Genomic DNA, 24,160 nt, shown 5'->3' on the forward strand with positions numbered 1-24,160 from the left:
TGATCCCGTGACTTCGCAGCCCAACCCCTTTGCACCGCACTGGCTGATCCGTGACATCGTGATCGGCTCGCACCGCTCCATTGTGGGGCCGGGCGGTCTGCTGTTCGTGGGCGACTCCCTGGTCGAGGGCTTTTACTGGAACCGGATCAGTTCGCTGCCCGTGCTGAATGCCGGCTATTCCGGCATCTGGACCGAGGCGCTGGAGCCGCGGGTGCCGCTTCTGCTGAAATCCGCCGAGCCTGGCATCGCGGTGCTGCTCGTCGGTACGAACGATGCGAAGAAGGATTGCACCGAGAGCACCCTCGACGGCGTGACTGAGTACTTCGAGACGATCATCCGCCATTTCGAAGCCGCTGCCGTGCCGGTGATCGTCATGACACCGCCGCCGATCGAGCGGGCCAAGCGTCTCACAGGCTTCTATTCGGCGGACGCGATGGCTTCTCTCCGTGGTCGAATCGTGCAGATTGCCGAGGGCCGCGCGGCCGCCATCGTCGATCTGCACACGGCTTTCGGCGATGGCGAAGGCGCGGCGCGCGAAGGGCTCACCACGGACGGCGTTCATCTGTCCGCGATGGCCTATCGCGAGCTGCACGACGTGCTTGAAAAGACGGTCGCCTCGATGGCGATGAGGAAGGGGCAATCATGAACCTGGCGCTTAAAGTTGAAGACCTGCCGGTCATCCGGCCTGTTGTCGACAGCGACAGGCAGGATCTCTTCGGACTGATTGCAATCTGCTATGCGGATTATCCAGGCTGCTTCGTCGATCCCCACGACGACCTGCCGGATCTGCGCGCTCCGGGCTCTTCCTATGTGCAAACGAACGGTGCGTTCTGGGCTATCGAGGATGAGCGCGGACGTGTCTGCGCCTGCGTGGCGGTCGATTTTCCGGAGCATGGGACCGCCGAACTGCACCGGCTCTATGTTCGCCCGGACCAGCGCGGACGGGGATTGGGCTCGCGCCTCGTGCGTCAGGCCGAGGCCCACGCACGCAGCAAGGGCGCATCGCGCATCGTCCTGTGGTCCGACACCCGCTTCGTCACGGCTCACCGGCTCTACACAAGATTGGACTATGCGCAGGCCGAGGGACAGCGGCAGTTGGCGGATATCTCGCAATCGGCGGAGTACCGGTTTGAGAAGGCGCTCTGAGCAACAAGCATCGGTGCGTCATCCCGGGCGAAGCGCAGCGAAGTCCGGGATCGTGCGCAGAATGTGGCGCTGGTCTCCCTCTCCCTAAGGGAGAGGGTTGGGGCGAGGGGTTACAGAGCTATCCGTGTTGAGCGCTATCCCTCACCCGCCGCACTAACGTGCGTCGACCTCTCCCGCACGGGAGAGGTGACAGGAGCCATACTCACCCTACGATCCCAGATCGCCTGCGGCGTCCGGGATGACGCATCAGTCGGTGCAGTTTACGGAATCTCGTAAACCGAAAACTCGTCGTTGAGCCCGCGCAGAGCCGTCTTCTGCAACATCGGATGAAGGCCCTGCTTCTCGATGATCCGCGAAGATCGCGGGTTCTCGACCACGGAACCGGTCGCGAAGATTGAGCGCGACATCGCGAGCCCCTGGACCCGGGAGGCGATGTTCACTGTCTGGCCGAAATAATCCTGCCGGTCGTTCAGCGTCACGGCGAGGCACGGCCCTTCGTGAATGCCGATCTTGAGCAGCAGATCCTCGCTTCCGCGCTGCTCATTGAGCTGGCGCATCGCCTCGCGCATCCGCAGCGCGGCCGAGATCGCATGATCCGGCGTCGGGAAGGTGGCCATCACCGCATCGCCGATGGTCTTCACGACGGCGCCGGATTCGGAGGCGACGATCTCGTTCAGAGCCTGGAAGTGCGACCGCACGAGATCATAGGCCACGAGGTCGCCGACGCGCTCGTAGAGCTGCGTCGAGCCTTTCAGATCGGTGAAGAGGAATGTGAGGCTCGTAATCTTCAGCCGCTGGTCGATGTCGAGCGTGTCGGTGCGGTAGAGGTCGCGAAAGGTCTGGTTCGTGAGCAGGCGCTTGGCCGTCAGGAACGGGCGGCGCTGCTTCAGCATGTGGTGCAGCGCGTCGCCTGCTACCCAGACGGCGGGCAGGGCGCGCCTGTTGGTGCGGTTCTCGATGGAGATGCGCAAGGGGCCCGGCCGCATGGTGAGGGTCTGGTTCTGCGGATGGGTCTCGTTGATCACGAGCGACAGGCTCTGGCGCTCACGGGTCGGCTCGCCCTGCACGTCGATAAACTGGGCCACATGGGTGACGGGCTCGAAGACGATCACGAACTCCGCCGGAAGTTGCAGGGACATGATCGCCCTCTCGCCGGGCGGCAACTCGACCGCGTCGAGCACAATCTCGTCGATCATGCGCTCGAAATCCTCGGGCAGGTCGACACCGGAGCCCCAGAAGATCTGGCGTTCATATTCATGCAGCGGCAGGGTATCTGGGTCGTGCGCCGCGATCTTGCGGATCCGCGGGTTCACCGTGAACGTGACCTCCACCATCTCGTCGAGGGTCGGCTCGTATCCCGCGGAGCAGAGGGCGCAGGTGTATTCCTCCCGGTTCACCGATTTCAGGCTCATGCCTGATTCAAGCACTCCACCGCAACCGGGGCAGAGAACGTTCCACGACATCTCGAACAATCCCAGCCGGGAGGCGTGGAGGAAGGCGGCGATCACGCGGTCCTCGTCCAAATCGTGTTCGGCCGCGAAAACGAGCGCATTGATGCGGTTCAGCTCATGATCCGGAGCGTCCTGGATCAGGCGCTCGATAGCATCGACGACGTCGGTATCGGCGGATTGCCGGAGAATGGCGAGGAGTTTTTCGTGCTCGTTCATGGTGCAACCTCCTTCGAGGTGCGGACCGGACCATCGCTCATGGCAAATCAAAGCGACCGCTGGCGCGCCTTACGACGGCGTGCCCGGCTGCAAGCTCAGTCATCGCAGAATGCGCCCGCAATCCGGCAATGTCAGGGCAGGCGGGGCCGGAGTGGCGGCTTCTCGCTTGAAGGGCTCACGCCACCCCGTGCTCCTCCGCATAGCGGTTGGCGACCCGCGTCTGCCACAGGCACAGCACCGGCGCGACAACCAGCTCGACGATCAGGCCGCCGACCATGAAGAGCGAGGGGAGCCCGGTGAGGCCGAGACCGATGAGCCGTCCCAGTCCGCCGACGACCACGAGCAGCGTCAGAAGCCTGAAGCGGCCCGTATGGATCTCGATGGACGGCAGGGTGCTCCAGAAGCAGAGACCGATGCCCAGCAGTAGCCCGGACAGGAAGCGGAAATGGCTCTCCGCCGAGATGCTCACCGCATCGCCCGTGAGCGCCTGCCCGAACAGGACGCCATAGAGACCCGTGGCGACGGGGATGCTCGCCACGATGGCGACGGCCTGCTGAAGCAACTTTCGTTCACGGACCATGGTGGGCATGGGATCTCCTATCTGTTTGCCTGCTTGAGAATTGGTGCCGCACCGATGGCGACGATGATACCGATGGCCCCCATCACCAGCGAAATGCCGCCGATCACCAATCCCAGGCTTCCCGGGCCCGAGAACAGGCCCACCAGCAACCCGGCCAGCGGCTGCGACAGGTTGTTGATGGTTATCATCGCACCTGTCGTCTTGCCGAAGTCTTTCTGCGGAATGATTTTCTGCCGCAGGCTCCTGATGTAGATGGTGAACATCTTGTCGAAGCCGAGGACGAGAACATAGCCTGCGGCATAGATTCCGTAACTGGGGCTGATGGCCGTCAGCAGTCCGCCGATGAAGATCGCCGTGTAGCCAATGGCGCCCATGGCCCTCAACGGGATGATGACGTGGGCCAGGAAGGTCAGGATCGCAATGCTCGCGACGGCGCTGGCGGTCTGCAGAAGCGCGTAGCTCTGCTCGGACTGGCCGTGGATGCCCGTTACCATCGCGGCGGATGTGGCCAGCGTCGCGCCGAAGACGAAGTTCAGCCCGGCCGCCAGCGCGGCGGCCCTTCGCAATCCGGGCAGATGCCAGATGTGCTTGAAGGCGATCCGGAATGGATCGACCCAGCTCTCATGGGCGGTTTCCGGCTGGGCTAGTACGATCCTGCTCGAGCGATGCCATAAGGTGAGCCCGAGATCCGCCAGCAGGAACAGGAACGCCGTGATGCCGACGACGATCTGCCAGGGCCAAAGGCCGAGCAGGGCGGCCGCCAGGATGGGGCCGATCACCATCCCGAGCTGGTCGCCGAGCTGCGAGTAAGACAGAACCTTCTCGAACCGCTGCTGCCTGAAGATCTGCGGCAGCATCACCTCCCGGGCGAGAAACCCTTGAGTCGAGAGGATTCCGCAGACCGCCGAGAGAGCGATCAGCCAGCCGATGCCGCCAAGAAGCTCATGGCCGGCAATGCCCACCGCGCAGGTGAGCAGACGAAAGCGCTGGCTGATGACCAGCAGCGACACCGGCGACCGGCGATCGCAGAGGATGCCGCACACCGAAAACAGCAGATAGCGCGGCAGGGTCTCGATGAAGAAGGCCAATCCTGACAGGGCTGCGCTCTGTGTCGTCTGGAACACCACGAGGGGCACCAGGAACAGCAGCATCTGGTCCGCCAGGCGAGCGAAGAAGAGGGACAGGAAGAAGGCGAAGTCCTTGGCGCGCACTGGCATTCCCCGCGATCGACCCGGTGCGGCCGTCCCATGCAATATCCTGTCATATAATCAGTCCGGACCTTGCGCCAGATCACAGCTCTTTCATGGGAGGTTCTTTTCTGTTGGAAAGGAGCCGTCTAGATTTCCAGGCAACTGCATTGCTTCAGGGGGCTTCTCATGCCGGCACGGTTTGAACTTCACGGAATTGCCTTATCCGGCCCGACATACAAGGTCGCCTTGCTGCTGACGCTGGCGGGCGAACCGTTCGATTATGTCTATGTCAACATGATGCAGGGCGAGCACAAGCAGCCGCCGCATCTGTCCAAGCAGCGCTATGGGCAGGTTCCCCTTCTCATCGACCGCAACAACGGACGCCATCTCTGTCAGTCTGCCGCCATCATGGAATATCTCGCCGACATGACGGGCAAATTCGGCGGCGGCAATCTCGACGAGCGCTTGCAGGTGCGCGAGTGGATGTACTGGGATTTCGACCGGCTCGCCTCGAATGTCTATCGTGCTAGGGGTATCCGGCTCGGCATACGGCCAGCCCCGCCGGAAGTGCTCGAATTCAGCATGGCAGGCGGCCACGCCGCCCTGAAGGTCCTCGACGAATATCTTGCCGGGCGCCAGTGGATCGTCGGCGAGGGCGTGACCATCGCCGACATCGACATCTACGGCGTCATCGCCTTCGCCGACGATGGGGGTTTCGATCTCGCCGCCTATTCCAGCATTCAGGCCTGGGTGAAGCGGTTCGAGGCTCTGCCCGGATTCAAGGGCCGGAAGGAACTGCTGCCGATGGAATCCCGCGTGGCCGCGTGAGCAATCTCCTCATCCGCGAAGCCGAAGCCGGCGATCTCGAGGCGATCATCCGCCTGCACGAGGAGGACGAGCTGGGCTCTCACGGCGATGTGTGGTCGCCCGAAACTCGACCAGCCTACGAGTCCGCCTTCGCCGCTATTCAACGCAGCCCCGAGAACCGGCTGTTCGTGGCAGTCGACGGCGGCGAGATCGTCGGCACGTTCCAGCTCACCTTCATCCCCAATCTCACGGGACGCGGTACCCTGCGGGTGAAGGTGGAGAGCGTGAAGGTGAAGGCCGCGCGACGCTCCACCGGCATCGGCGCCCGGATGATGACCTTCGCGGAAGACCATGCCCGCAGCCACGGCGCCCGCGCCATGGAGCTCACCTCCAACAAGACCCGCCAAGCCGCCCACCGCTTCTACGAGCGCATCGGCTTCTCCCGCAGCCACGAGGGCTTTAAGAAGAAGCTCGGTTAGTGAGTTGAGCTGCTGCAGCACCTTAAATGGCGATAAACGGGGAGGTGATCGAGAGCCAATCGATTTCGCCAGGGTTACTCATCCCGAGATAATGCCATAAATTCGCGGCAGGACTGATTGTGCTGCCCTGTAAGCTACTCGATACTTAACTTTGTGGCTCTTCCATTCTGCCACAGCGGAAGGTTACGAGATGGCCCCTGCAATTGAGATTAGGCGGTTCGAGAGCCCCGACCAACTGCTCGACATGAAGGAGCACGGCCGAATTTCGATCATCAAGATGTCCGATGGCACAGCTGGCATGCATGCCGTTTTCGAACCAGGTTGGACCTGGGAGGCCGATGAGAAGCCGCTGCTAGGCTCGCCCGACTCATGCCCGATGCGCCACACTGGCTACTGCATTGGCGGTAAGCTTGTGGTTCGCATGATCGATACAGGGATCGAGACGCGCATTGGCGCCGGAGACTTCTTCGAGATCCCACCAGGCCACGACGCTTATGTCGAGGGCAACGACCGCGCTGAGCTGATTTTGTTCGCGCCACCCGAACACCAGCACTGACGTTCCAACCGGTCAGAGAAGTCTACGATCATCGCTTCGGCAACATTCTCTCTTCAAAGAGATGCGGGGCGAGGGGAAGAACAATTCAATCGTAGTATGGCTTCACGAACTGCCGGTCTTTGCCCGCAGGTACGAAGGCTTCGAGAAGAAGCTTTGAAGCCAGTCAGTGAGCCGGTCCGAGCCCCATTAATTCAGCGTATAGATCTCGTGCCGTGCCGTGCCCGGAGGACCCTTGCGGATCGTCACGCTCGCGTCCTGGGCCAGCGGGTGAGTTTTCAGGATGCGTTCGACGGCGCGGTACATCGCCTCCGCATCCCGGCCGTAGAGATAGATGATCGTATCGGTGGGGCTGCTCGCACGGCCGTCGAGTTCGCCGAGCCCGCCGAGGGCGGCCTCCAACTGACTTTCGAAAGCCGAGAGATCGTACTCCTCGTAGATGGCACGAGGGAGCGACTGCCCGTCGAGGCGGATGAAGAGCGCCTGTTGGGGCGGAATATATTTGCCGCTGGAAGCGTGTTGCTTGCCGATGATGCGGGATAGCCAGCTCATGGAGAGCTCCTGTCCAATCGAGGCGGTCGCCGTATTCAGGCCTTCGTGCCTTCCTTCAGGCGCTTGTTGCACGCGCTCCAGAAGCCCGGCCACTTCATGTCCTTGGTGACCTTGCCGCCGGCCTTGGCTTCCTTCCACTCGAGGCTGCATTTGCTCATGCGCTCGCGGGCGGCCATCTGGGCGGCGGTCGGCTCCTTCTTCGGCTTGGTCTCGACAGCCTGCACGGCACCGGCGAGTGCGAAGGTCATGGCGGCAGCAAGAGCCGCGCTCACAAGTCGTTTCATCATCGAATCACCCCCACGGCGATTTATTTATGTTATAAACTTTCTGAATCGACGCGCGGCAACATGCAAGCCCCGATGAGCTGCCATGCGTCGTTTTCGTGGATTTTTGTTGCAGCTGAGGATGCCAGCTCCGATCTAATGTCTTAACGTCCAGTGCGAATGCGTATCGTAACCTGAAGAGAGGCGTTTCATGGCGGCTTCCGCGCAGCAACCGATCAATCTCTATTACTGGCCCACTCCGAACGGGTGGAAGATCACCATCATGCTCGAGGAATGCGGGCTGCCCTATGCGATCCACCCGGTGAACATCGGCAAGGGCGATCAGTTCAAGCCGGAGTTCCTGAGCGTCTCCCCCAACAACAAGATGCCGGCCATCGTCGATCATGACGGACCTGGGGGCGAGGCGATCTCCGTGTTCGAGTCCGGCGCCATCCTGCAATATCTCGGCCGCAAGACGGGCCGGTTCTACCCGCAGGACGAGAGGCAGCGCGTCGAAGTCGATCAATGGCTGTTCTGGCAGATGGGCGGCTTCGGCCCCATGCTCGGCCAGGCCCACCATTTCCGCATCTACGCGCCCGAGAAGGTGGCTTACGCCATCGACCGCTACACCAACGAGACCAATCGCCTCTACGGCGTGTTGAACAAGCGCCTCGCGGACCGGGAGTTCGTGGCCGGCGAATATTCCATCGCCGACATGGCCATCGCTCCTTGGGCGAAGCTGTGGGAGCGCCAGGGCCAGAACATCGAGGATTTCCCGCACGTGAAGCGCTGGCTCGAGGCAACGCTTGCCCGCCCGGCGGTCCAGCGCGGCATCGCGGTCAGCTCGGAGGACCGCAACAAGACCGACCTCACGGACCCGGCCGTCCAGGCCGTGCTGTTCGGGCAGAAGGCGCGGTGAGGTTCTGAAAGGCGTTATCCCGGACGGCGAAGCCGATCCGGGATCGCGTGCAGGATAAGGCGCTATTCTCATCCCACGATCCCGGGTTCTGCTTTGCAGCCCGGGATGAGGGTGTTGATTATTCTCTCAATTCACCTTCGCCCAGGTCTGCGAACGGCAGATCAGGCCGCCGAAGACGCAGCCGGAGAGCTGCATGGTCTTGCCGCCGGCAAAGCTCATCTTGCCGCTATAGGTCTTGCCGTCCTTGTAGTTGTAGAGCTGACCAGTGAACCCCTCGGCGGTGGGCTGGATGTTGGAGATCATCTGGATTCCGACCAGATCCCGGCCCTTCAGCTTGGGATCCGGGTTGTTCACGTCCTTGGCCTCGCCCTGGGCAGAGATGATCGTGCCGCAATAGGCGCCGCCGCACCGGGCGATGCGTACCCGGGTCTCGCCGGTTTCGCTTAGGTAAGTGCCACTCGGATCCGCCGGCTGGGCGATGGCCGGAAGGGCAAGCATGAAAAGGCTGAAGGCGAGGATCGTTTGTTTCATGGGTAACTCCCTCTAAGCCGGTCTTCAGCGGACCGATCCGGGAGGAGACTAGGGGAGGCGGTTAAGCTTTCCAAGCGGGGCGGGGCAAAAGGCCCTTGAGGCACAAGGTGCTGGCCGCTATAAGCGCCCCACTTCACCATTTCCTCTTTAAATAGAAGCGAACCATCATGGCCATCGAGCGCACTTTCTCCATCATCAAGCCCGACGCGACCCAGCGGAACCTCACCGGCGCCGTCAATGCCGTCATCGAGCAGGCCGGCCTGCGGATCGTTGCCCAGAAGCGCATCCTCATGAGCCGCCGCGAGGCCGAGACCTTCTACGCGGTCCATAAGGAGCGTCCCTTCTTCGGCGAGCTCGTGGACTTCATGATCTCGGCTCCGGTCGTCGTGCAGGTTCTGGAAGGCGAGAACGCCGTGCTCCGCTACCGCGAGATCATGGGCGCCACCAACCCGGAGAGCGCCGCCGAGGGCACGATCCGCAAGCTCTACGCCAAGTCCATCGGCGAGAACTCGGTCCACGGCTCCGACAGCCAGGACAACGCCAAGATCGAGATCGCCCAGTTCTTCTCGGGCAACGAGATCGTCGGCTAACGCCTCTGCGATTGCCGTTTTCGGATTAGGCCGCCCACGGGGCGGCCTTTTCTGTTGGTGAGGGTCTGCCGGCTTTCCCTCCCCCTTGCGGGGAGGGGTAGGGGTGGGGGTGGTCAGACCGGGTGAGCGATTGCGCCACTCGGGCACTGTATCAACTGCTGCACTCTGACGAGGTTGATGGGCACTCCGACTTTACGACCCCCACCCTCGATCCCTCCCCGCAAGGGGGAGGGAGGACTGGCGGCCTTTTCATTTTCAGCCCTTTCCCTCATCATGCGCCCGCCATGAACCAAGCTCCCCGCATCGAACGCCGCGCCTCCGTCTGCCCGCATGACTGCCCCTCCGTCTGCTCCCTCGAGGTGGAGGTGATTGATGGGCGAACCATCGGGCGCGTGCATGGAGCGAAGTCGAACACCTACACGGCGGGCGTAATCTGCGCGAAGGTGGCGCGCTATGCGGAGCGCATCCACAACCCGGATCGGCTGCTCTATCCCATGCGGCGCACCGGCCCGAAGGGCTCCGGCCAGTTCGAGCGCATCTCCTGGGACGAGGCGCTGGACATCGTGGCCCGCGAGTTTCTGAAGGCGGAGCGGGAGTTCGGCACAGAGTCTGTCTGGCCCTACTACTATGCCGGCACCATGGGCTACGTGATGCGCGACGGCATCAACCGCCTGCGCCACGTGAAGAAATACTCCGGCCAGTATTCCACCATCTGCACGGCCATGAGCTGGACCGGCTATGTGGCCGGTACCGGTCACTTAAGGGGCGCCGATCCGCGCGAGATGGCGGTTTCCGACTGCATCGTGATCTGGGGCACGAACGCGGTTCACACTCAGGTCAACGTGATGACCCACGCGATGAAGGCGCGCAAGGAGCGCGGTGCCAAGATCGTCGCCATCGACATCTACAACAATGCCACCCTCAAGCAGGCCGACATGGCGCTGGTCCTGCGCCCCGGTACCGATGGCGCGCTGGCCTGCGCGGTCATGCACGTTCTGTTCCGCGACGGCTATGCAGATTGGGATTACCTGGAGCGCTACACCGACCATCCGCGCGAACTCGAGGAGCATCTCAAGACCCGCGATCCGGCCTGGGCCTCGGCCATCACCGGCCTGTCGGTGGAGGAGATCGAAGCCTTCGCCAAACTCGTTGGCACGACCAAGCGCACTTACTTCCGCCTCGGCTTCGGCTTCGCGCGCCAGCGCAACGGCGTGGTCAACATGCATGCGGCTCTATCTATCCCGGCCGTGACAGGTGCGTGGCAATATGAAGGCGGCGGGGCGCTTCATTCGAACAGCGGCATCTTCCATTGGAACAAGGCCCTGATCGAGGGCCATGATGCCATCGACAAAAGCATCCGCGTGCTCGACCAATCGCAGATCGGCCGCGTGCTCACCGGCGATGCGGAGGCGCTCTACAACGGCCCGCCGGTCAAGGCGATGCTGATCCAGAACACCAACCCGGTCTCCGTCGCGCCCGAGCAGGAACTGGTGAAGCAGGGTTTTGGCCGCGAGGACCTTTTTGTGTGCGTCCACGAGCAGTTCATGACCGAGACGGCGCTCATGGCCGACATCGTGCTGCCTGCGACCATGTTCATGGAGCACGACGATCTCTATTCCAGCGGCGGCCACCAGCATTTTCAGGTCGGGCCGAAGCTCATCGACCCGCCGGGTGAGTGCCGTTCGAACCACGAGGTCTTCCGCGGACTGGCCGAGCGCCTCAGCGCCGAGCATCGCGGCTTTGCCATGGAGCCGCGCGAGATCATCGACTGGACGCTGCAGAATTCCGGCTGGGGGACGATCGAGAACCTGGAGGCGCAGGTTCACTTCGATGCGCAGCCGCCTTTCGAGGAGGCGCATTTCTTGCACGGCTTCGGCTATCCGGACGGCAAGTTCCGCTTCAAGCCCGACTGGACCACGGTGCCATCCTACAACAATGGGGCGATGGGCCCCTGGGCCAGCATGCCGGCTTTCCCGGACCATTGGGGCGTGATCGAAGCCGCGACCGAGGAGCACCCGTTCCGCCTCGCCACCAGCCCGGCCCGAAACTTCCTCAATTCCAGCTTCACCGAGACGCCGACTTCGCTGGACAAGGAGCGGCGGCCCGAAGTGATGATCCACCCGGTCGATGCCGAGAAGCAGGGCATCACTGAGGGCGATTGGGTGAAGCTCAGGAACCACCGCGGCGAAGTCTATCTTCGCGCCAAGCTCTTCGATGGCGTGCGGCGCGGCGTGCTCATCGCCGAGGGGATCTGGCCCAATGCAGCTCACCCATACGGGCGCGGCATCAACACGCTCACCGGTGGCGATCAGGTGGCGCCCTATGGCGGGGCAGCCTTCCACGACAACCGGGTGGCGCTGGAAAAGGCGGAGATCGACCCATCCCTGGAGCCCCCGGTCGCCCGCAAGCACCATCGGGCTGACGCGGTTGTCGGCTGAACCTAGAAAATACCCTCTCACGTCATGGCCGGGCTTGGCCCGGCCATCCCGATTCTGTGAAGCGCCGCACCTTTCCAATCGGGATCACCGGCACAGGGCCAGTGATGACGGAGCAGATGGATTTCCGGACAGGCTCTCAGGAAAAGGCAGGGGTAAGGTTCTAGAGGGCGCCTTGGTCAGACCTTCTTAAGCCTATCTCCCGCTTCCCCTTGATCCTGAACGGCCAAGCCTATTCTTAAGGCCGAACGTGATTTCATCTCTGGGGAGCTATCCATGATCTCGACCGCCCGTGCGCTGCTCGTTGCAGCGGCCGTTTCCTTGAGCGCGACCGCCGCCTATGCGGCCGCCTCCAACATGCCGACCCAATACCAGCCCGATCCGGCGCTGAAGACCGAGAGTATCGGTCAGCTGCGGGCCCGCGTGAGCCAGGCCTGCGCCATCACGCAGGCGAGGGCTCAGAGCGGTGTCAGCGAAGCTTCGCTCAGCCGCTCCTGCGATTGCTATGCCGGCCGCACCATGCGCTCGCTCAGCGCCGAGGAGGTGCAGGCCTATCGTGACACCGGCGTGTTCAACGACACCGCCCGCGCGAAGGCGCTCACGGCTCTCGACGCCTGCAAGCTGCCGCGTCCGCAGATTTAGGGGGATGGACTTCACGGCATCCGTAGTCACATTCGCGGATGCCGTGATCGTTCGCGGACTTGTTCAGAGCGGCGCGCGGCCTCAATAGGGCGTGCCGTCCTTGTGCGTATCCCCGCTGGCCTTGCTCCAGACGAGGTCGATATCCGAATAGGTGCAGACGTCCTGCTCCGGGCGGCGGGATCCCATCTCCAGGATCACGGCTGTGCGCTCAGAGCGGTTGTGAAGATGGTGCCCATTGGCGTCGCCAGCCTTGAACGCGGCGCAGTCGCCCGCGCGCAGGATTTGCTCCCCCTCGTCTGACACGAGAACGAGCTCGCCCTCCAAGATCCAGACGAACTCATCCTCGGCGCTGTGCCAGTGCCGCTGCGACGACCATGCGCCAGGCGGCAGTTGCGTGAGATTGACACCGAACTGGGTCAGATGAGCCGCATCGCTCAACGCCTGGCGAATGCGGCCACGGCAGGGGACATCGTAAGGCGAGGGATAGTCGGATCCCTCGGACCGCTGCGCGGCGGAAATATCGATCTTGCCCATCAGGTGCCTCTCTGTTGTCCGTCCAATCGTAGCTCAGACGGCAGGATGCCGCGCCGGCAGATCTAGGACTACGTCGTCATCCCGGACGGAGCGTAGCGGAGATCCGGGATCGTCCAAACCAGTCCGGCACTGTCATCCCGGGGCTGCGGAGCAGAGCCCGGGATCGTTGGATGAGAGTGGCGCCGGAACCTCGACATTGTCATTCCCGCGAAGGCGGGAATCCATAACCGCTGACATCAATCCAGTCTGCACTGTCGTGTTTATGGATTCCGGGCTCCGCTCCGCGGCCCCGGAATGACAGTATCTTATACTGAAAGCGATCCCGGATCGGCTTTGCCGTCCGGGATGACGTTACCAGGGACGCCTAACCCGGCGAATGCAGAGCGTTGCCCGCATCCCATCCGCGCGCAAACACCACCCGCCCGCTCTCTAACCGTGCGGAGCCATCGCAGATCATCCGCAGCGCCTGCGGATAGAGCCGATGCTCCTGCACGATCACCCGCGCGGCGAGGCTCTCTTCCGTATCGCCCGGCACCACCGGCACGACCGCCTGGGCGATGATCGGGCCGGCGTCGAGCTCCGGCACCACGAAATGCACCGTGCAGCCATGCACCAGCACGCCGTCTGCAAGCGCGCGCCGATGGGTCTGCGTGCCGCGATAGAGGGGCAGGAGGGACGGGTGGATGTTGATCATTCGCCCAGCCCAGCGTTCCACGAACCCATCGGTGAGCACCCGCATGAAGCCCGCGAGGCAGATGAAGGCGATGTCGTGCTCGTTGAGCGCCGCATCCAATGCCAGGTCGAAACTCTCGCGGTCTGGAAAGGCCTTGTGATCGATGGCAAGCGTCGCGATCCCGGCCGCCTTCGCCCGCTCTAGCCCTTCCGCGTCGGGACGGTTCGAGAGCACGAGGGCGATCTCGGCCGGGAAGTCCTCAGCCCGAGCGGCCTCGATGAGCGAGGCCATGTTCGAGCCACGGCCCGAGATCAGGATGGCGACGCGGCGGGTCATTGAAGCTTCAGGGCACCTGAGTTCTGCACGCGCTCGCCACCTGAATGCGCGATGGTCTCGCCGATGCGCACCGGGCTCTCGCCGGCCTGACGCAGACGCTCCATGACCACGTCTGCCTGATCGGCGCTCGCCACCACGATCATGCCGATGCCGCAGTTGAAGGTGCGCAGCATCTCAGATTCCGCCACGCCGCCGGCCTTGGCGAGCCAGCCGAAGACGGGCGGAACTTCAATGGCATCGAGGTCGAGACGCACGCCGACGCCGTCGGGCAGGACGCGCGGGATGTTGTCCGGGAAGCCGCCGCCGGTGATGTGGCAGAGCGCGTTGATCCCGTCCCCGCCTCTCAAGACCCCCAGCAGGGCCTTCACGTAGATCCGCGTCGGCTCCAGCAGGGCCTGGGCGAGCGTCTTGCCGGCTGCGAAGGGGGCGGGCGCGTCCCAGGCGAGACCCGAATGCTCGACGATCCGGCGCACCAGGGAGAAGCCGTTGGAATGAACGCCGGAGGAGGGCAGGCCGATGAGCACGTCACCCACTTTCACGTCCTTCGGCAGCAGCGTGCCGCGCTCGGCGGCGCCGACCGCGAAGCCCGCGAGGTCGTAGTCGCCCTTGGCATAGAGTCCCGGCATCTCGGCGGTTTCTCCGCCGATCAGCGCGCAGCCTGCCTGGAGGCAGCCTTCGGCGATGCCCTTGACGATGTGGACACCCACATCCGGCGAGAGCTTTCCGGTGGCGAAATAGTCGAGAAAGAACAGGGGCTCGGCGCCCTGCACGATGATGTCGTTCACGCACATGGCCACGAGATCGATGCCGATGGTGTCGTGCAGCCCCGTGTCGATGGCGATCTTCACCTTGGTGCCGACCCCGTCATTGGCCGCTACCAGGATCGGATCCTTGAAGCCCGCGGCCTTGAGGTCAAACAACCCGCCGAAGCCGCCGATCTCGGCGTCCGCGCCCGGCCGGCGCGTGGACCGCACCAGGGGCTTGATCTGGTCGACCATGGCGTTGCCCGCATCGATGTCGACGCCCGCTTGGGCATAGGTCAGGCCGTTCGTCTGCGTCTCGGTCGTCATGGCTCACCCCGTGTTGGGGTGGGCAGTAAGACGGGAGAGGGCGGGTGGCAAGGGAATTTGCGACTGTTTTAATGGTCATCCCGGACGAAGCGCAGCGAAGATCCGGGATCGCGTGACGGGAGTGGCGCTCACTCACCTCTCCTTGTGGGAGAGGTCGCGCCGGAGGCGCGGGTGAGGGGTTAGTGTCCTGTCCGGATCAACCTGTAACCCCTCACCCCAACCCTCTCCCTCAGGGAGAGGGAACCCAGAGCCACATTCTGCGCACGATCCCGGATCGGCTTCGCCGTCCGGGATGACTGTGTTTTCCATCCGTTATCCCCACCCTCCGGTCGGGGTGATTGAACTCCGCCTCCCGAGCGTCCATCATCGCCCCGATGACCATCCCCAACATCATCACCATCGGCCGCCTGATCATCGTGCCCATCGTGATCGTCATGATCATGCAGCAGCGGTGGGTTGCGGCCTTCGTCCTGTTCGTGGTGGCCGGGGTCTCGGACGCGGTCGACGGGTTCATCGCCCGCCGGTTCGACATGAGAAGCGAGTTCGGGGCCTATATCGATCCCATCGCCGACAAAGCGCTGCTGGTCTCGATCTATGTGACGCTGGCCGTTGTGGGGGCGATCCCGAGCTGGCTTGCCATCGTGGTCGTGTCCAGGGACGTGATGATCGTCGCCGCCGTGCTCCTGTCCTGGGTCATGAGCCGCCCGGTCGAGATCAAGCCGCTCCTGGTGAGCAAGCTCAACACGGGCGCGCAGATCGCCTTTGCGGCCTTCGCGCTCGCCGCCAACGCCTTCGGAGCAGACCTCGCGGGGCTTGAGGATGTTGCCATGCTGCTGGTGGCTGCCTTGACCGTAGCCTCGGCCGGTGCCTATCTCGGGGGCTGGCTCAGGCACATGACCACCTGAAGGCCAAAAAGGTAAGGTATGGGGAGCCGATGACGGTTCAACGGCAGATAGGGTTCTGGATTGCGGCACTGGTCGTCGGGGTGCTGCTGCTGTTCGTGCTGCGCGGCATCCTCCTGCCGTTCGTAGCGGGCTTTGCGCTCGCCTATCTGCTCGATCCCCTGGCCGACCGGATGCAGAAGCTGAGGATCGGGCGCTTGGGCGCCAGCCTGCTGATCCTCGTCCTGTTCGTGCTGGTCTTCATCATCGCCCTGATGATCCTGGTGCCCTTCGCGGCCCAGCAGGTGGGCGCGTTCGTGGAGCGGCTGCCCGGGTATGTGGTCAGGCTTCAGGAGCTCGGGGCCGAGCAGCTCGGCCCCCTCATCCGCCGCCTCGGCCTTGAGGATGCGCTGCCGGCAGCACCCCCGTCCGTCGGCAACCTGATCAGCCAGGGCATTGCCTGGATGACCACCTTCCTCCAGGGGCTGTGGTCCGGCGGGCAGGCTCTGATCGGCATCTTCTCCCTGCTGGTGGTGACGCCGGTGGTGGCCTTCTACATGCTCGTCGACTGGGACCGCATGGTAAGGACAGTGGATTCCTGGATGCCGACGCGTCACCGGGACACGATCCGCGACATCGCCCGCGACATCGACCGGGCGATTGCCGGCTTCGTGCGCGGGCAGGCGCTGGTCTGCCTGATCCTCGGCACATTCTACGCGGTCAGCCTCGCGTTGATCGGGCTCAATTTCGGCGCCCTGATCGGCATGACGGCGGGCGTCCTGAGCTTCATTCCCTATGTGGGCTCGCTCACCGGCCTCATCCTGTCGGTGGGGGTCGCCATCGTGCAGTTCTGGCCGGACTGGACCATGATCGCAGCCACCCTGGGCATCTTCATCTTCGGCCAGTTCGTGGAGGGCAACATCCTGTCGCCGAAGCTTGTGGGCGAATCCGTCGGCCTGCATCCGGTCTGGCTCATGTTCGCCCTCGTGGCCTTCGGGGCGCTGTTCGGCTTCGTCGGCCTGCTGCTGGCCGTGCCCCTGGCGGCGGCTATCGGGGTCATCGCCCGGTTTGCCCTGCGCCAGTACCTGGCAAGCCCGCTCTACCGCGGCACGGATCCGGTGATCCTCAAGCCCCGCATCGAGGTCGATAACAAGGCCAATCTCGATGCATGAGGCCCCCAGGCAGCTGGCCTTCGACCTTCCCCTCGATCCCCGTTTCGGGGCCGAGGACTTTCTCGTCAGCCCCTCCAACGAGCAGGCTTACGGCCTCATCGAGAGCTGGCCCGAGTGGCCGGACACGATCCTTTTGCTCGTGGGACCCGGCGGCAGCGGCAAGAGCCATCTGGCCTCCATCTGGGCCACCAACGCCCGTGCCTGGACGGTCGATGCGGCTGCTATCACTCACGACAAGGTCCCGCACCTCGTCTCGAACGGGGCGCTCGCCATCGAGGACATGGACCGCGGAGAGCGCGATGAGGCGGCTCTGTTCCACCTGCTGAACCTGGCGCGCGAAAAGAAGGCGGCGCTGCTGATCACCTCCGAGACGCTCCCCGACCGCTGGTCCTTGAGGACCCCCGATCTCCTGTCCCGCCTGCGGCTGGCGCCGAGCGTCACCCTGGAGGCGCCGGACGACGCCCTCCTCAAGGCGGTGCTCGTCAAGCTGTTCGTCGACAGGCAACTCGTGGTCGACACCTCCGTTGTCGATTATATTGCTCTGCGGATCGAACGCTCGCTCGCCAAGGCTTCTGAGATCGTGGCCCTCCTCGATCGGGAGGCCCTGAGCCGGGGGCGTCGCGTGTCGCGGGCAATCGCGGCGGAGATTCTTGGCGCCGCGCAGGAAACGGATGAGAACGAGTGAAGCAAGACACTGACGCCCTGTTGTCGAACCGTCGTGAAACCGTCACGAAGCCCAGAGCAAAACGGACGCCGAAGAACGAAGCGGCGGAGAACGAGGTGCGCAGCGCGATTGCCCTGAAAGAGGTGGAGACCGTCAGCGAGGCTCCCTTGCCGAAGGCTCCGCCGGATATCGAGTTCGACGGCGCGGCCCTACGGAAGTTTCCCCAGCGCTTCATCAATCGCGAGCTGTCCTGGCTGCAGTTCAACCGGCGGGTGCTGGAGGAGGCGTCCAACAGCCATCATCCGCTCCTGGAGCAGCTGCGCTTTCTCTCGATCTCAGCCGAGAACCTCGACGAGTTCTTCATGGTCCGTGTGGCCGGCCTGCGCGGTCAGGTCCGCTCCGGCGTGGCGACCGTCTCGCAGGACGGGCTCTCGCCGCAGGAGCAATTGAGCAAAATTTCCGCCGAGGTCTCGCATCTCGCCTCCGACCAGCAGCGGCGCTGGCGCGAGTTGCGCGATGCTCTGCTGGAGGAAGGCATCGTCCTGACCGATGGAGCGGGCCTGACGAAGGCGGAAGGCTCCTGGCTCGAGGATTACTTCCTCAACCACGTCTTCCCGGTGCTCACGCCGCTCGCCGTCGACCCGGCGCATCCGTTCCCGTTCATTCCCAATCTCGGCGCCTCCATCGCCTTGAAGCTGGTGCGCCAGAGCGACGGCAAGGTGCTGAACGCTCTCATCCGTCTGCCGTCGCGGGGCGAGCGCTTCATCCGCCTGCCCGACTTCGCCGAGACCGGCGCCACGCGCTTCATCGCCCTCGAGCAGATGATCGTGCTCTTCACGAACAGGCTTTTCCCCGGTTATGACGTGCAGGGGCAGGGCGCCTTCCGGGTGATCCGCGATTCCGATCTCGAAGTCGAGGAAGAGGCCGAGGATCTGGTGCGCCTGTTCGAGACGGCGCTCAAGCAGCGCCGCCGCGGCAGCGTGATCCGTCTCGAGGTCGAGGCGGCCATGCCCGAGGACCTGCGTCTCTTCGTGGCCGAGGAATCGGAGGTCTCCCCCGACGAGGTCTTCGTCGTCGAGGGAATGATGGGCCTGCGCGACCTGTCGCAGCTCGTGGCTTTGGAGCGCCCCGACCTCAAGTTCAAGCCGTATAATGCGCGCTTTCCCGAGCGCATCCGCGAGCACAGCGGCGATTGCTTCGCGGCGATCCGCGAGAAGGACATTATCGTCCACCATCCTTACGAATCCTTCGACGCGGTCGTGCAGTTCCTGCATCAGGCTGCGCGCGATCCGAACGTCGTCGCCATCAAGCAGACGCTCTACCGCACGTCCTCCAACTCGCCCATCGTGGCGGCCTTGGCCGAGGCTGCGGAGGCCGGCAAGTCCGTCACCGCGCTGGTGGAGCTCAAGGCCCGCTTCGACGAGGAGGCCAATATCCGCTGGGCGCGCGATCTCGAGCGCGCAGGCGCCCAGGTGGTCTTCGGCTTCATCGAGCTAAAGACACACGCAAAGCTGTCCATGGTCGTGCGACGCGAAGGCAGCCAGCTCATCACTTATTGCCATGTGGGCACGGGCAACTACCACCCGATCACGGCGCGCATCTACACGGACCTGTCCTACTTCACCGCCGATCCGGTGATCGGCCGCGACGTGTCGCGCATCTTCAACTTCGTGACGGGCTATGCGGAGCCGGCGGAGCTGGAGCGCATGGCGGTCTCACCGCTCACCCTCAAGAAGCGCCTGCTCCAGCACATCGAAGAGGAGATCGCCCACGCCAAGGCCGGACGGCCCGGCGCGATCTGGTGCAAGTGCAATTCGCTCGTCGATCCCGACATCATCGATGCGCTCTACGATGCGTCGGCTGCCGGCGTGCAGATCGACCTCATCGTGCGCGGCATCTGCTGCCTCAGGCCCGGCATCAAGGGCCTGTCGGAAAACATCCGGGTCAAGTCCATCGTCGGACGCTTCCTGGAGCACACGCGCATCTATGCTTTCGGCAACGGCCACGGCATGCCCAACCCCAAGGCCCATGTGTACATCTCGTCCGCGGATCTCATGTCGCGCAATCTCGACCGTCGCGTCGAGGCGCTGATGCCGATCGTCAACGTCACCGTGCACCAGCAGGTGCTCGACCAGATCATGCTCGCCAACCTGCTCGACAACGAGCAGAGCTGGACGGTGCTCCCCGACGGAACGAGCCGTCGGGTGTTGCCCTCCAAGGGCGAGGAACCATTCAACGCTCACAAGTATTTCATGACGAACCCGAGTCTCTCAGGCCGTGGCAAATCCCTCAAGACCTCGAGCCCCAAAGCGCTCGCCAAGCGCGGGCAGCGCTAGCATGCCGGCGCTCAGCCATGAGGCTCCGGGACGGCTCAAGCTCGGACGCCCGGTCGCGATCATCGACATCGGCTCGAACTCCGTGCGTCTCGTGGCCTATGAGGGCCTCTCCCGCGCGGTCACGCCGATCTATAACGAGAAGGTTCTCTGCGGCCTCGGCCGGCACGTTGCGACCACCGGTCGCCTCGACGAGGGAGCCGTCGACCGGGCCCTTCGGGCGCTCGCGCGGTTCCGCGTTCTCTGCGACACGATGAACGTGTCGGACATTTTCGTGCTCGCCACCGCGGCGGCGCGCGATGCTTCCAACGGCCCTGCCTTCCTGGAGGCCGCCGCGAAAGCCTGCGGCCAGCCGATCAGCCTTCTGTCCGGCGCCGAGGAGGCGCGGGCCTCGGCCCTGGGAGTCATCGCCGGCTTCCACGACCCGGACGGCATCGTCGGCGACATGGGCGGCGGCAGCCTGGAGTTGGTGGACGTGCGCGGCTCGCAGGTGGGGCAGGGCGTCACCATGCCGCTCGGCGGCCTCGCGCTGCTGGACGTCAGCGGCGGCTCCTTGAAGAAAGCGCAGAAAATCGTGCGCGAAGCTCTTGAGCGCGCACCGGAATATCTCGAAAACCTGCATGGCCGCACCTTCTATGCAGTGGGCGGCACGTGGCGCGCGCTCGCTAAGCTGCATCAGGCGGCGCACGATTATCCACTCCACGTGATGCACGGCTACATACTCGACCCCGAGGACGGCCTCGACTTCCTGCACCTCGTGGAGGAGGCCGATTCGAAGACGCTGAAAGATATCGAAACCATCTCTGAAGCCCGACGCCCGCTGCTGGCCTACGGGGCCATGGTGCTGGAGGAGATCATCCGCCTCGGCGAGCCGAAGGAGGTGGCGATTTCCGCCTTCGGCGTCCGCGAGGGCGTGCTGTTCGACAAGCTCGACGCGCAAACGCGCGAGCGCGATCCGCTCATCGCGGCCGCGAGCGATCTCAACCTTCTGCGCTCCCGTTCGCCACGCCACGGCGAGGAGCTGTGCGGGTGGACGGAAGCGTTCATCCGCAGCCTCGGCCTGCCTGAGACGGATGACGACATCCGCCTGCGCCGTGCGGCCTGCCTGCTCGCTGATATCGGGTGGCGCGCGCACCCCGACTACCGGGGCGAACAGAGCCTCAACCTCATTGCCTACGGGGCCTTCGCGGGACTCGATCATCCCGGCCGCGCCTATCTCGCACTGTCGATCTTCTTCCGGCACGAGGGGCTCTCTCCCGACAAGGTGAGCTCGCGCATCAAGACGCTCGCCGGCCCGCGCCTGATTGAGCGCGCGCGCCTGCTGGCGGCGCTCATGCGCGTAGCCTACCCGGTCTCGGTCGCCATGGAGGGCGTCCTGCCCCAGGTGCCGCTGCTCGCCCGAGGCAGTCAGGTGGTGCTGCAACTGCCCGCCCACCTCGAGCCGCTCGCCAACGAGCGCCTGAAGGGCCGCATGCGGGGCTTGGGCAAGCTTCTAAACATGGAAACCTTGGTCGAGATCGTGTGAGGCGATGGCCGAGATCAAGACCACGGCCTCGCGCATCGTTTACGAGAACCGCTGGATGCGCGTGCGCGAGGATGCCATCGAGCGGCAGGATGGCTCGCCCGGCATCTACGGCGTCGTCGAGAAGACCGATTTCGCCGTCATCGTGCCCCTCGACAACGGCCTGATCCATCTGGTGGAGCAGCTTCGCTATCCGGTGCAGGGCTGCTACTGGGAGCTGCCGCAGGGCTCATGGGAAGATGCGCCCGGTACCGATCCGCTGGAACTCGCGCGGGCCGAACTGCGCGAGGAAACGGGACTGACGGCCGCTACCATGACCCATGTGGGCCATCTCTACGAGTGCTACGGCTACTCCACCCAGGGCTACCATATCTACCTCGCCCAAGAGCTTCAGGCAGGCGAAGCGCAACGCGACGAGACCGAGCAGGACATGGTGAGCCGCGCGTTCCCGGTGGAAGAGGTGCTGGCGATGATCACCGAAGGCGCCATCAAGGATTCGGCGACGGTTGCGGCGCTGGGAATGCTGCGGCTGAAGGGATTGCTTTAAAAACCAGCTCTTTAGATAGCTTGTTGAATACTATGTTCCGCCGTGGCCAGCAGCGAGGGGCTCATCTTTGAGAAGTTGCCAATGGCCCTTCCTTTTCACATAGATGGAGGCCCAGATCCCATTATCGAAAGAACTTCTCAATCTTCCATCCGGCTGGACCCACCAGCGGCTGTTTTCTATCCTGCCAATAACGACGGCCCGACGATAGCGCCTGTCGAAGATCGGAATCGAATATTCAAGACGGTGGTTCTCCAATGATCTTAAGCTTCTGCCGGGCTCCTTCTCATCCTTAACTTCACCTTTCTTTAGCTCTTCCAAGAGAGCGTGCCACTTCTCGTCATCCTGCTTCTTTGTGGAGAAGACCTCACGCTTGATGCCTTTGGGATCGAGGATTTCTGGTGGCTCCCCCGGTGTGTAGGAAGGCGAGAGGTTTGCGGGAATCTTCAAGCCAAAATATTTTTCCGCAATGCCCTGAGGAACCGAATAATCCAGCCATTCCGCTCTTATTTCACATGGGGAGGGCTTCTTCTTGTCGTCCTTTTCCCGCTCTTCAAGGATGACTTGGAACAGCGCAATGGACTCAGCCTCAAAGTACTTTTGCCTTTTCTCCCAAAGCTTCAATTCATCGGCTGCAGCCCTGTGAAGTCCAGAGCCTCCGAGCGCAAGTTGTGCGGCCAGCAGAACGATCCAGGTGAATTTGGTATATGGCATGGATGAGGAGCTGAATGTCATGCATCAATCTGCGATGCTACAGAGTAGCATTTGCGATAATGCTTGTCACTCGAGACGGGTTCTTACGTCAACTCCCGCAGCCTCACCCGCCCACGTTCCAGCACCAGCCCGAGCTGCCCGTTCTTAAGCGCCAGCGCCTTTTCGCCGAAGAGCTTGCGGCGCCAGCCGTGGAGGGAGGGGACGTCGGCATCGTCGCTCTCCGCAATGGCTTCCAGTTCCTCGACGGTGGCGATGATTTTAGGCGCGACGCCCTCCTGCTCGGCCACGGCCTTGAGCAGGACCTTCAGCAGATCCACCACGGAGCCGGTGCTGTTGCGGCCGCGGCTGCGCTCGGGCATCGGGATCGTGGCGGGATCGCGGGCGAGCGCCCGCTCGACAGCTTCCAGGATTTCGCCGCCCGTGCGGGAGCGCTCGAATCCGTTGGGGATGCTCCGCAGGCGCCCAAGGGCTTCCACGCTGCGCGGCGCCGAGGTGGCGATGTCGATGACCGCATCGTCCTTGAGGATACGCCCACGCGGCACGTCCCGTACTTGAGCCTCGCGCTCGCGCCAGGCGGCCACCTCCATGAGAATGGCAACCTCCTTCGACTTGCGCAGGCGCCCGGCAAGGCGCCGCCAGGCATTGGCCGGGTCCGCCTGATAGGTTTCGGGCGCGGTCAGGACTGCCATTTCCTCGTTCAGCCAGTCGAGCCGGCCGTTCTCCTGGAGCTGGGCGACCAGCGCCTCGTAGACCTTCACCAGATAGGTGACGTCGGAGAGAGCATAGGTGAGCTGGGCATCGCTGAGGGGACGGCGTGACCAATCGGTGAAGCGGGACGACTTGTCGATCTTCGCCTTGGCGAGGTCGTTGCTGAGCTGCTCGTAGGAGACCGAATCCCCATAGCCGCAGACCATGGCGGCCACCTGGGTGTCGAACAGGGGCTCGGGCACGATGCCACCGAGGTTCCAGATGATCTCCAGGTCCTGCCGGGCGGAGTGGAAAACCTTCACCACGTTCCGGTTCGCCATGAGCGCCATGAACGGCTCGAGGCTCATGCCCTCCGCGAGCGGGTCGACCAGCACGGCATCCGCCGGGTCGGGGCCCGCCATCTGGATCAGGCAGAGCTTGGGGTAATAGGTGGTCTCGCGCAGGAACTCCGTATCGACGGTCACGAACGGGTGCTGGCTGAGGCGGTCGCAGGCGGCTGCAAGAGCGTCGGTGGAGGTGATCAGGTCCATGAAACGTTCATAACCCATCGGGAAAGGCCTCGCGAGTCCGCTGATAATCGATCCACCAATTGTCCTAAGAGAAGGTAAAGCCTGGCCGATTGACTTACGTACCGGGAATATTGGTACTTTATATC

26 protein-coding genes are annotated in these 24,160 nt (G+C 63.6%); 15 read left to right on the forward strand and 11 right to left on the reverse strand.

Annotated elements, in window-relative coordinates:
• The first annotated feature begins 7 nt into the window (after nt 1-7).
• Nucleotides 8-646 carry an SGNH/GDSL hydrolase family protein gene (locus VB618_RS03020; RefSeq protein WP_329795011.1) on the forward strand — a complete coding sequence of 213 codons (639 nt, stop codon included), beginning with the start codon at nt 8-10 and terminating at the stop codon, nt 644-646.
• On the forward strand, nt 643-1,146 hold the full coding sequence (locus VB618_RS03025; RefSeq protein WP_329795012.1) for a GNAT family N-acetyltransferase: 504 nt from the start codon (nt 643-645) through the stop codon (nt 1,144-1,146). Before VB618_RS03020 ends, VB618_RS03025 begins: the two co-directional genes overlap by 4 nt.
• 260 nt (nt 1,147-1,406) lie before the next feature.
• On the opposite strand, the gene VB618_RS03030 is transcribed toward VB618_RS03025, so the two are convergent.
• The 3 genes from VB618_RS03030 to VB618_RS03040 all read right to left on the reverse strand — a co-directional run bounded on the left by VB618_RS03030 (nt 1,407) and on the right by VB618_RS03040 (nt 4,610).
• A complete protein-coding gene (locus VB618_RS03030) occupies nt 1,407-2,813 on the reverse strand; it encodes an adenylate/guanylate cyclase domain-containing protein (RefSeq protein ID WP_329795013.1) in 1,407 nt (468 codons plus the stop codon).
• A gap of 175 nt (nt 2,814-2,988) precedes the next feature.
• On the reverse strand, nt 2,989-3,393 hold the full coding sequence (locus tag VB618_RS03035) for a DUF4345 domain-containing protein (RefSeq protein ID WP_329795122.1): 405 nt from the start codon (nt 3,391-3,393) through the stop codon (nt 2,989-2,991).
• Nucleotides 3,394-3,410: 17 nt separating this feature from the next.
• Nucleotides 3,411-4,610 carry an MFS transporter gene (locus VB618_RS03040; protein ID WP_329795014.1) on the reverse strand — a complete coding sequence of 400 codons (1,200 nt, stop codon included), beginning with the start codon at nt 4,608-4,610 and terminating at the stop codon, nt 3,411-3,413.
• Between the two features lie 159 nt (nt 4,611-4,769).
• Between VB618_RS03040 and VB618_RS03045 the strand changes: the two genes are divergently transcribed.
• The 3 genes from VB618_RS03045 to VB618_RS03055 all read left to right on the forward strand — a co-directional run bounded on the left by VB618_RS03045 (nt 4,770) and on the right by VB618_RS03055 (nt 6,425).
• Nucleotides 4,770-5,411, forward strand: a complete 642-nt coding sequence (locus VB618_RS03045; protein ID WP_329795015.1) for a glutathione S-transferase family protein — start codon at nt 4,770-4,772, stop codon at nt 5,409-5,411.
• On the forward strand, nt 5,408-5,869 hold the full coding sequence (locus VB618_RS03050; RefSeq protein ID WP_329795016.1) for a GNAT family N-acetyltransferase: 462 nt from the start codon (nt 5,408-5,410) through the stop codon (nt 5,867-5,869). The genes VB618_RS03045 and VB618_RS03050 overlap by 4 nt, the downstream gene beginning before the upstream one ends.
• A gap of 190 nt (nt 5,870-6,059) precedes the next feature.
• Nucleotides 6,060-6,425, forward strand: a complete 366-nt coding sequence (locus VB618_RS03055; RefSeq protein ID WP_329795017.1) for a hypothetical protein — start codon at nt 6,060-6,062, stop codon at nt 6,423-6,425.
• Between the two features lie 186 nt (nt 6,426-6,611).
• Here the strand turns inward: VB618_RS03055 and VB618_RS03060 are convergent, their stop codons facing one another.
• A complete protein-coding gene (locus VB618_RS03060) occupies nt 6,612-6,974 on the reverse strand; it encodes a hypothetical protein (RefSeq protein WP_329795018.1) in 363 nt (120 codons plus the stop codon).
• Between the two features lie 35 nt (nt 6,975-7,009).
• Entirely contained in the window at nt 7,010-7,261 is a 252-nt protein-coding gene (locus VB618_RS03065) for a hypothetical protein (RefSeq protein WP_329795019.1), read from the reverse strand.
• 187 nt (nt 7,262-7,448) lie between these two features.
• Here VB618_RS03065 and VB618_RS03070 point away from each other — a divergent pair, with 187 nt between their 5' ends.
• Nucleotides 7,449-8,156, forward strand: coding sequence for a glutathione S-transferase N-terminal domain-containing protein (locus VB618_RS03070; protein WP_329795020.1), 708 nt, complete (start codon nt 7,449-7,451; stop codon nt 8,154-8,156).
• A gap of 126 nt (nt 8,157-8,282) precedes the next feature.
• Here the strand turns inward: VB618_RS03070 and VB618_RS03075 are convergent, their stop codons facing one another.
• Nucleotides 8,283-8,687, reverse strand: a complete 405-nt coding sequence (locus VB618_RS03075) for a DUF2147 domain-containing protein (protein WP_329795021.1) — start codon at nt 8,685-8,687, stop codon at nt 8,283-8,285.
• Nucleotides 8,688-8,854: 167 nt separating this feature from the next.
• Here VB618_RS03075 and ndk point away from each other — a divergent pair, with 167 nt between their 5' ends.
• The 3 genes from ndk to VB618_RS03090 all read left to right on the forward strand — a co-directional run bounded on the left by ndk (nt 8,855) and on the right by VB618_RS03090 (nt 12,354).
• Nucleotides 8,855-9,277 carry a nucleoside-diphosphate kinase gene (gene ndk / locus VB618_RS03080; protein ID WP_036351877.1) on the forward strand — a complete coding sequence of 141 codons (423 nt, stop codon included), beginning with the start codon at nt 8,855-8,857 and terminating at the stop codon, nt 9,275-9,277.
• Nucleotides 9,278-9,561: 284 nt separating this feature from the next.
• Nucleotides 9,562-11,715, forward strand: a complete 2,154-nt coding sequence (locus tag VB618_RS03085; RefSeq protein ID WP_329795022.1) for a molybdopterin-containing oxidoreductase family protein — start codon at nt 9,562-9,564, stop codon at nt 11,713-11,715.
• 273 nt (nt 11,716-11,988) lie between these two features.
• Nucleotides 11,989-12,354, forward strand: coding sequence for a hypothetical protein (locus VB618_RS03090; RefSeq protein ID WP_329795023.1), 366 nt, complete (start codon nt 11,989-11,991; stop codon nt 12,352-12,354).
• Nucleotides 12,355-12,435: 81 nt separating this feature from the next.
• Here VB618_RS03090 and VB618_RS03095 read toward each other — a convergent pair whose 3' ends face one another.
• From VB618_RS03095 to purM, 3 genes are all read right to left on the reverse strand, one after another.
• On the reverse strand, nt 12,436-12,888 hold the full coding sequence (locus tag VB618_RS03095; RefSeq protein WP_329795024.1) for a cupin domain-containing protein: 453 nt from the start codon (nt 12,886-12,888) through the stop codon (nt 12,436-12,438).
• A gap of 364 nt (nt 12,889-13,252) precedes the next feature.
• Nucleotides 13,253-13,897, reverse strand: a complete 645-nt coding sequence (gene purN, locus VB618_RS03100) for a phosphoribosylglycinamide formyltransferase (protein ID WP_329795025.1) — start codon at nt 13,895-13,897, stop codon at nt 13,253-13,255.
• Nucleotides 13,894-14,967 (reverse strand): phosphoribosylformylglycinamidine cyclo-ligase, encoded by a 1,074-nt coding sequence (gene purM, locus VB618_RS03105; RefSeq protein WP_329795026.1) that lies wholly within the window; start codon nt 14,965-14,967, stop codon nt 13,894-13,896. The genes purN and purM overlap by 4 nt, the downstream gene beginning before the upstream one ends.
• A gap of 374 nt (nt 14,968-15,341) precedes the next feature.
• On the opposite strand from purM, the gene VB618_RS03110 reads away from it, so the two are divergent.
• The 6 genes from VB618_RS03110 (at nt 15,342) to VB618_RS03135 (ending at nt 22,086) form a co-directional block, all read left to right on the forward strand.
• On the forward strand, nt 15,342-15,872 hold the full coding sequence (locus VB618_RS03110) for a CDP-alcohol phosphatidyltransferase family protein (protein WP_329795027.1): 531 nt from the start codon (nt 15,342-15,344) through the stop codon (nt 15,870-15,872).
• 29 nt (nt 15,873-15,901) lie between these two features.
• On the forward strand, nt 15,902-17,020 hold the full coding sequence (locus tag VB618_RS03115; RefSeq protein WP_329795028.1) for an AI-2E family transporter: 1,119 nt from the start codon (nt 15,902-15,904) through the stop codon (nt 17,018-17,020).
• Entirely contained in the window at nt 17,013-17,705 is a 693-nt protein-coding gene (locus VB618_RS03120; protein ID WP_329795029.1) for a DnaA ATPase domain-containing protein, read from the forward strand. The genes VB618_RS03115 and VB618_RS03120 overlap by 8 nt, the downstream gene beginning before the upstream one ends.
• Before the next feature lie 122 nt (nt 17,706-17,827).
• A complete protein-coding gene (locus VB618_RS03125) occupies nt 17,828-20,020 on the forward strand; it encodes an RNA degradosome polyphosphate kinase (RefSeq protein ID WP_442931629.1) in 2,193 nt (730 codons plus the stop codon).
• A gap of 1 nt (nt 20,021) precedes the next feature.
• Nucleotides 20,022-21,542: an exopolyphosphatase gene (gene ppx / locus VB618_RS03130; RefSeq protein WP_329795030.1), complete on the forward strand. Its 1,521-nt coding sequence runs from the start codon at nt 20,022-20,024 to the stop codon at nt 21,540-21,542.
• A 4-nt stretch (nt 21,543-21,546) separates the two neighbouring features.
• On the forward strand, nt 21,547-22,086 hold the full coding sequence (locus VB618_RS03135) for an NUDIX hydrolase (RefSeq protein ID WP_329795031.1): 540 nt from the start codon (nt 21,547-21,549) through the stop codon (nt 22,084-22,086).
• A gap of 30 nt (nt 22,087-22,116) precedes the next feature.
• On the opposite strand, the gene VB618_RS03140 is transcribed toward VB618_RS03135, so the two are convergent.
• Together VB618_RS03140 and rnd are read right to left on the reverse strand one after the other, a co-directional pair.
• Nucleotides 22,117-22,818: a hypothetical protein gene (locus tag VB618_RS03140; RefSeq protein WP_329795032.1), complete on the reverse strand. Its 702-nt coding sequence runs from the start codon at nt 22,816-22,818 to the stop codon at nt 22,117-22,119.
• Between the two features lie 62 nt (nt 22,819-22,880).
• Entirely contained in the window at nt 22,881-24,035 is a 1,155-nt protein-coding gene (rnd, locus tag VB618_RS03145; RefSeq protein ID WP_329795033.1) for a ribonuclease D, read from the reverse strand.
• Nucleotides 24,036-24,160 lie beyond the last annotated feature (125 nt).

Source organism: Microvirga sp. CF3062, from assembly GCF_036314045.1.
Classification (GTDB): domain Bacteria; phylum Pseudomonadota; class Alphaproteobacteria; order Rhizobiales; family Beijerinckiaceae; genus Microvirga.

What these genes read in the sequence shown, in the direction of transcription:
- VB618_RS03095 (WP_329795024.1), bottom strand. Translation starts at nt 12,888, where the DNA reads ATGGGCAAGATCGATATTTCCGCCGCGCAGCGGTCCGAGGGATCCGAC.
- ppx (WP_329795030.1), top strand. Translation starts at nt 20,022, where the DNA reads ATGCCGGCGCTCAGCCATGAGGCTCCGGGACGGCTCAAGCTCGGACGC.
- VB618_RS03070 (WP_329795020.1), top strand. Translation starts at nt 7,449, where the DNA reads ATGGCGGCTTCCGCGCAGCAACCGATCAATCTCTATTACTGGCCCACT.
- VB618_RS03045 (WP_329795015.1), top strand. Translation starts at nt 4,770, where the DNA reads ATGCCGGCACGGTTTGAACTTCACGGAATTGCCTTATCCGGCCCGACA.
- VB618_RS03035 (WP_329795122.1), bottom strand. Translation starts at nt 3,393, where the DNA reads ATGGTCCGTGAACGAAAGTTGCTTCAGCAGGCCGTCGCCATCGTGGCG.
- VB618_RS03085 (WP_329795022.1), top strand. Translation starts at nt 9,562, where the DNA reads ATGAACCAAGCTCCCCGCATCGAACGCCGCGCCTCCGTCTGCCCGCAT.
- VB618_RS03075 (WP_329795021.1), bottom strand. Translation starts at nt 8,687, where the DNA reads ATGAAACAAACGATCCTCGCCTTCAGCCTTTTCATGCTTGCCCTTCCG.
- VB618_RS03055 (WP_329795017.1), top strand. Translation starts at nt 6,060, where the DNA reads ATGGCCCCTGCAATTGAGATTAGGCGGTTCGAGAGCCCCGACCAACTG.
- ndk (WP_036351877.1), top strand. Translation starts at nt 8,855, where the DNA reads ATGGCCATCGAGCGCACTTTCTCCATCATCAAGCCCGACGCGACCCAG.
- VB618_RS03065 (WP_329795019.1), bottom strand. Translation starts at nt 7,261, where the DNA reads ATGATGAAACGACTTGTGAGCGCGGCTCTTGCTGCCGCCATGACCTTC.
- VB618_RS03040 (WP_329795014.1), bottom strand. Translation starts at nt 4,610, where the DNA reads ATGCCAGTGCGCGCCAAGGACTTCGCCTTCTTCCTGTCCCTCTTCTTC.
- VB618_RS03140 (WP_329795032.1), bottom strand. Translation starts at nt 22,818, where the DNA reads ATGACATTCAGCTCCTCATCCATGCCATATACCAAATTCACCTGGATC.
- rnd (WP_329795033.1), bottom strand. Translation starts at nt 24,035, where the DNA reads ATGGACCTGATCACCTCCACCGACGCTCTTGCAGCCGCCTGCGACCGC.
- VB618_RS03115 (WP_329795028.1), top strand. Translation starts at nt 15,902, where the DNA reads ATGACGGTTCAACGGCAGATAGGGTTCTGGATTGCGGCACTGGTCGTC.
- VB618_RS03135 (WP_329795031.1), top strand. Translation starts at nt 21,547, where the DNA reads ATGGCCGAGATCAAGACCACGGCCTCGCGCATCGTTTACGAGAACCGC.
- VB618_RS03120 (WP_329795029.1), top strand. Translation starts at nt 17,013, where the DNA reads ATGCATGAGGCCCCCAGGCAGCTGGCCTTCGACCTTCCCCTCGATCCC.
- VB618_RS03060 (WP_329795018.1), bottom strand. Translation starts at nt 6,974, where the DNA reads ATGAGCTGGCTATCCCGCATCATCGGCAAGCAACACGCTTCCAGCGGC.
- VB618_RS03090 (WP_329795023.1), top strand. Translation starts at nt 11,989, where the DNA reads ATGATCTCGACCGCCCGTGCGCTGCTCGTTGCAGCGGCCGTTTCCTTG.
- VB618_RS03030 (WP_329795013.1), bottom strand. Translation starts at nt 2,813, where the DNA reads ATGAACGAGCACGAAAAACTCCTCGCCATTCTCCGGCAATCCGCCGAT.
- VB618_RS03110 (WP_329795027.1), top strand. Translation starts at nt 15,342, where the DNA reads ATGACCATCCCCAACATCATCACCATCGGCCGCCTGATCATCGTGCCC.
- VB618_RS03025 (WP_329795012.1), top strand. Translation starts at nt 643, where the DNA reads ATGAACCTGGCGCTTAAAGTTGAAGACCTGCCGGTCATCCGGCCTGTT.
- purM (WP_329795026.1), bottom strand. Translation starts at nt 14,967, where the DNA reads ATGACGACCGAGACGCAGACGAACGGCCTGACCTATGCCCAAGCGGGC.
- purN (WP_329795025.1), bottom strand. Translation starts at nt 13,897, where the DNA reads ATGACCCGCCGCGTCGCCATCCTGATCTCGGGCCGTGGCTCGAACATG.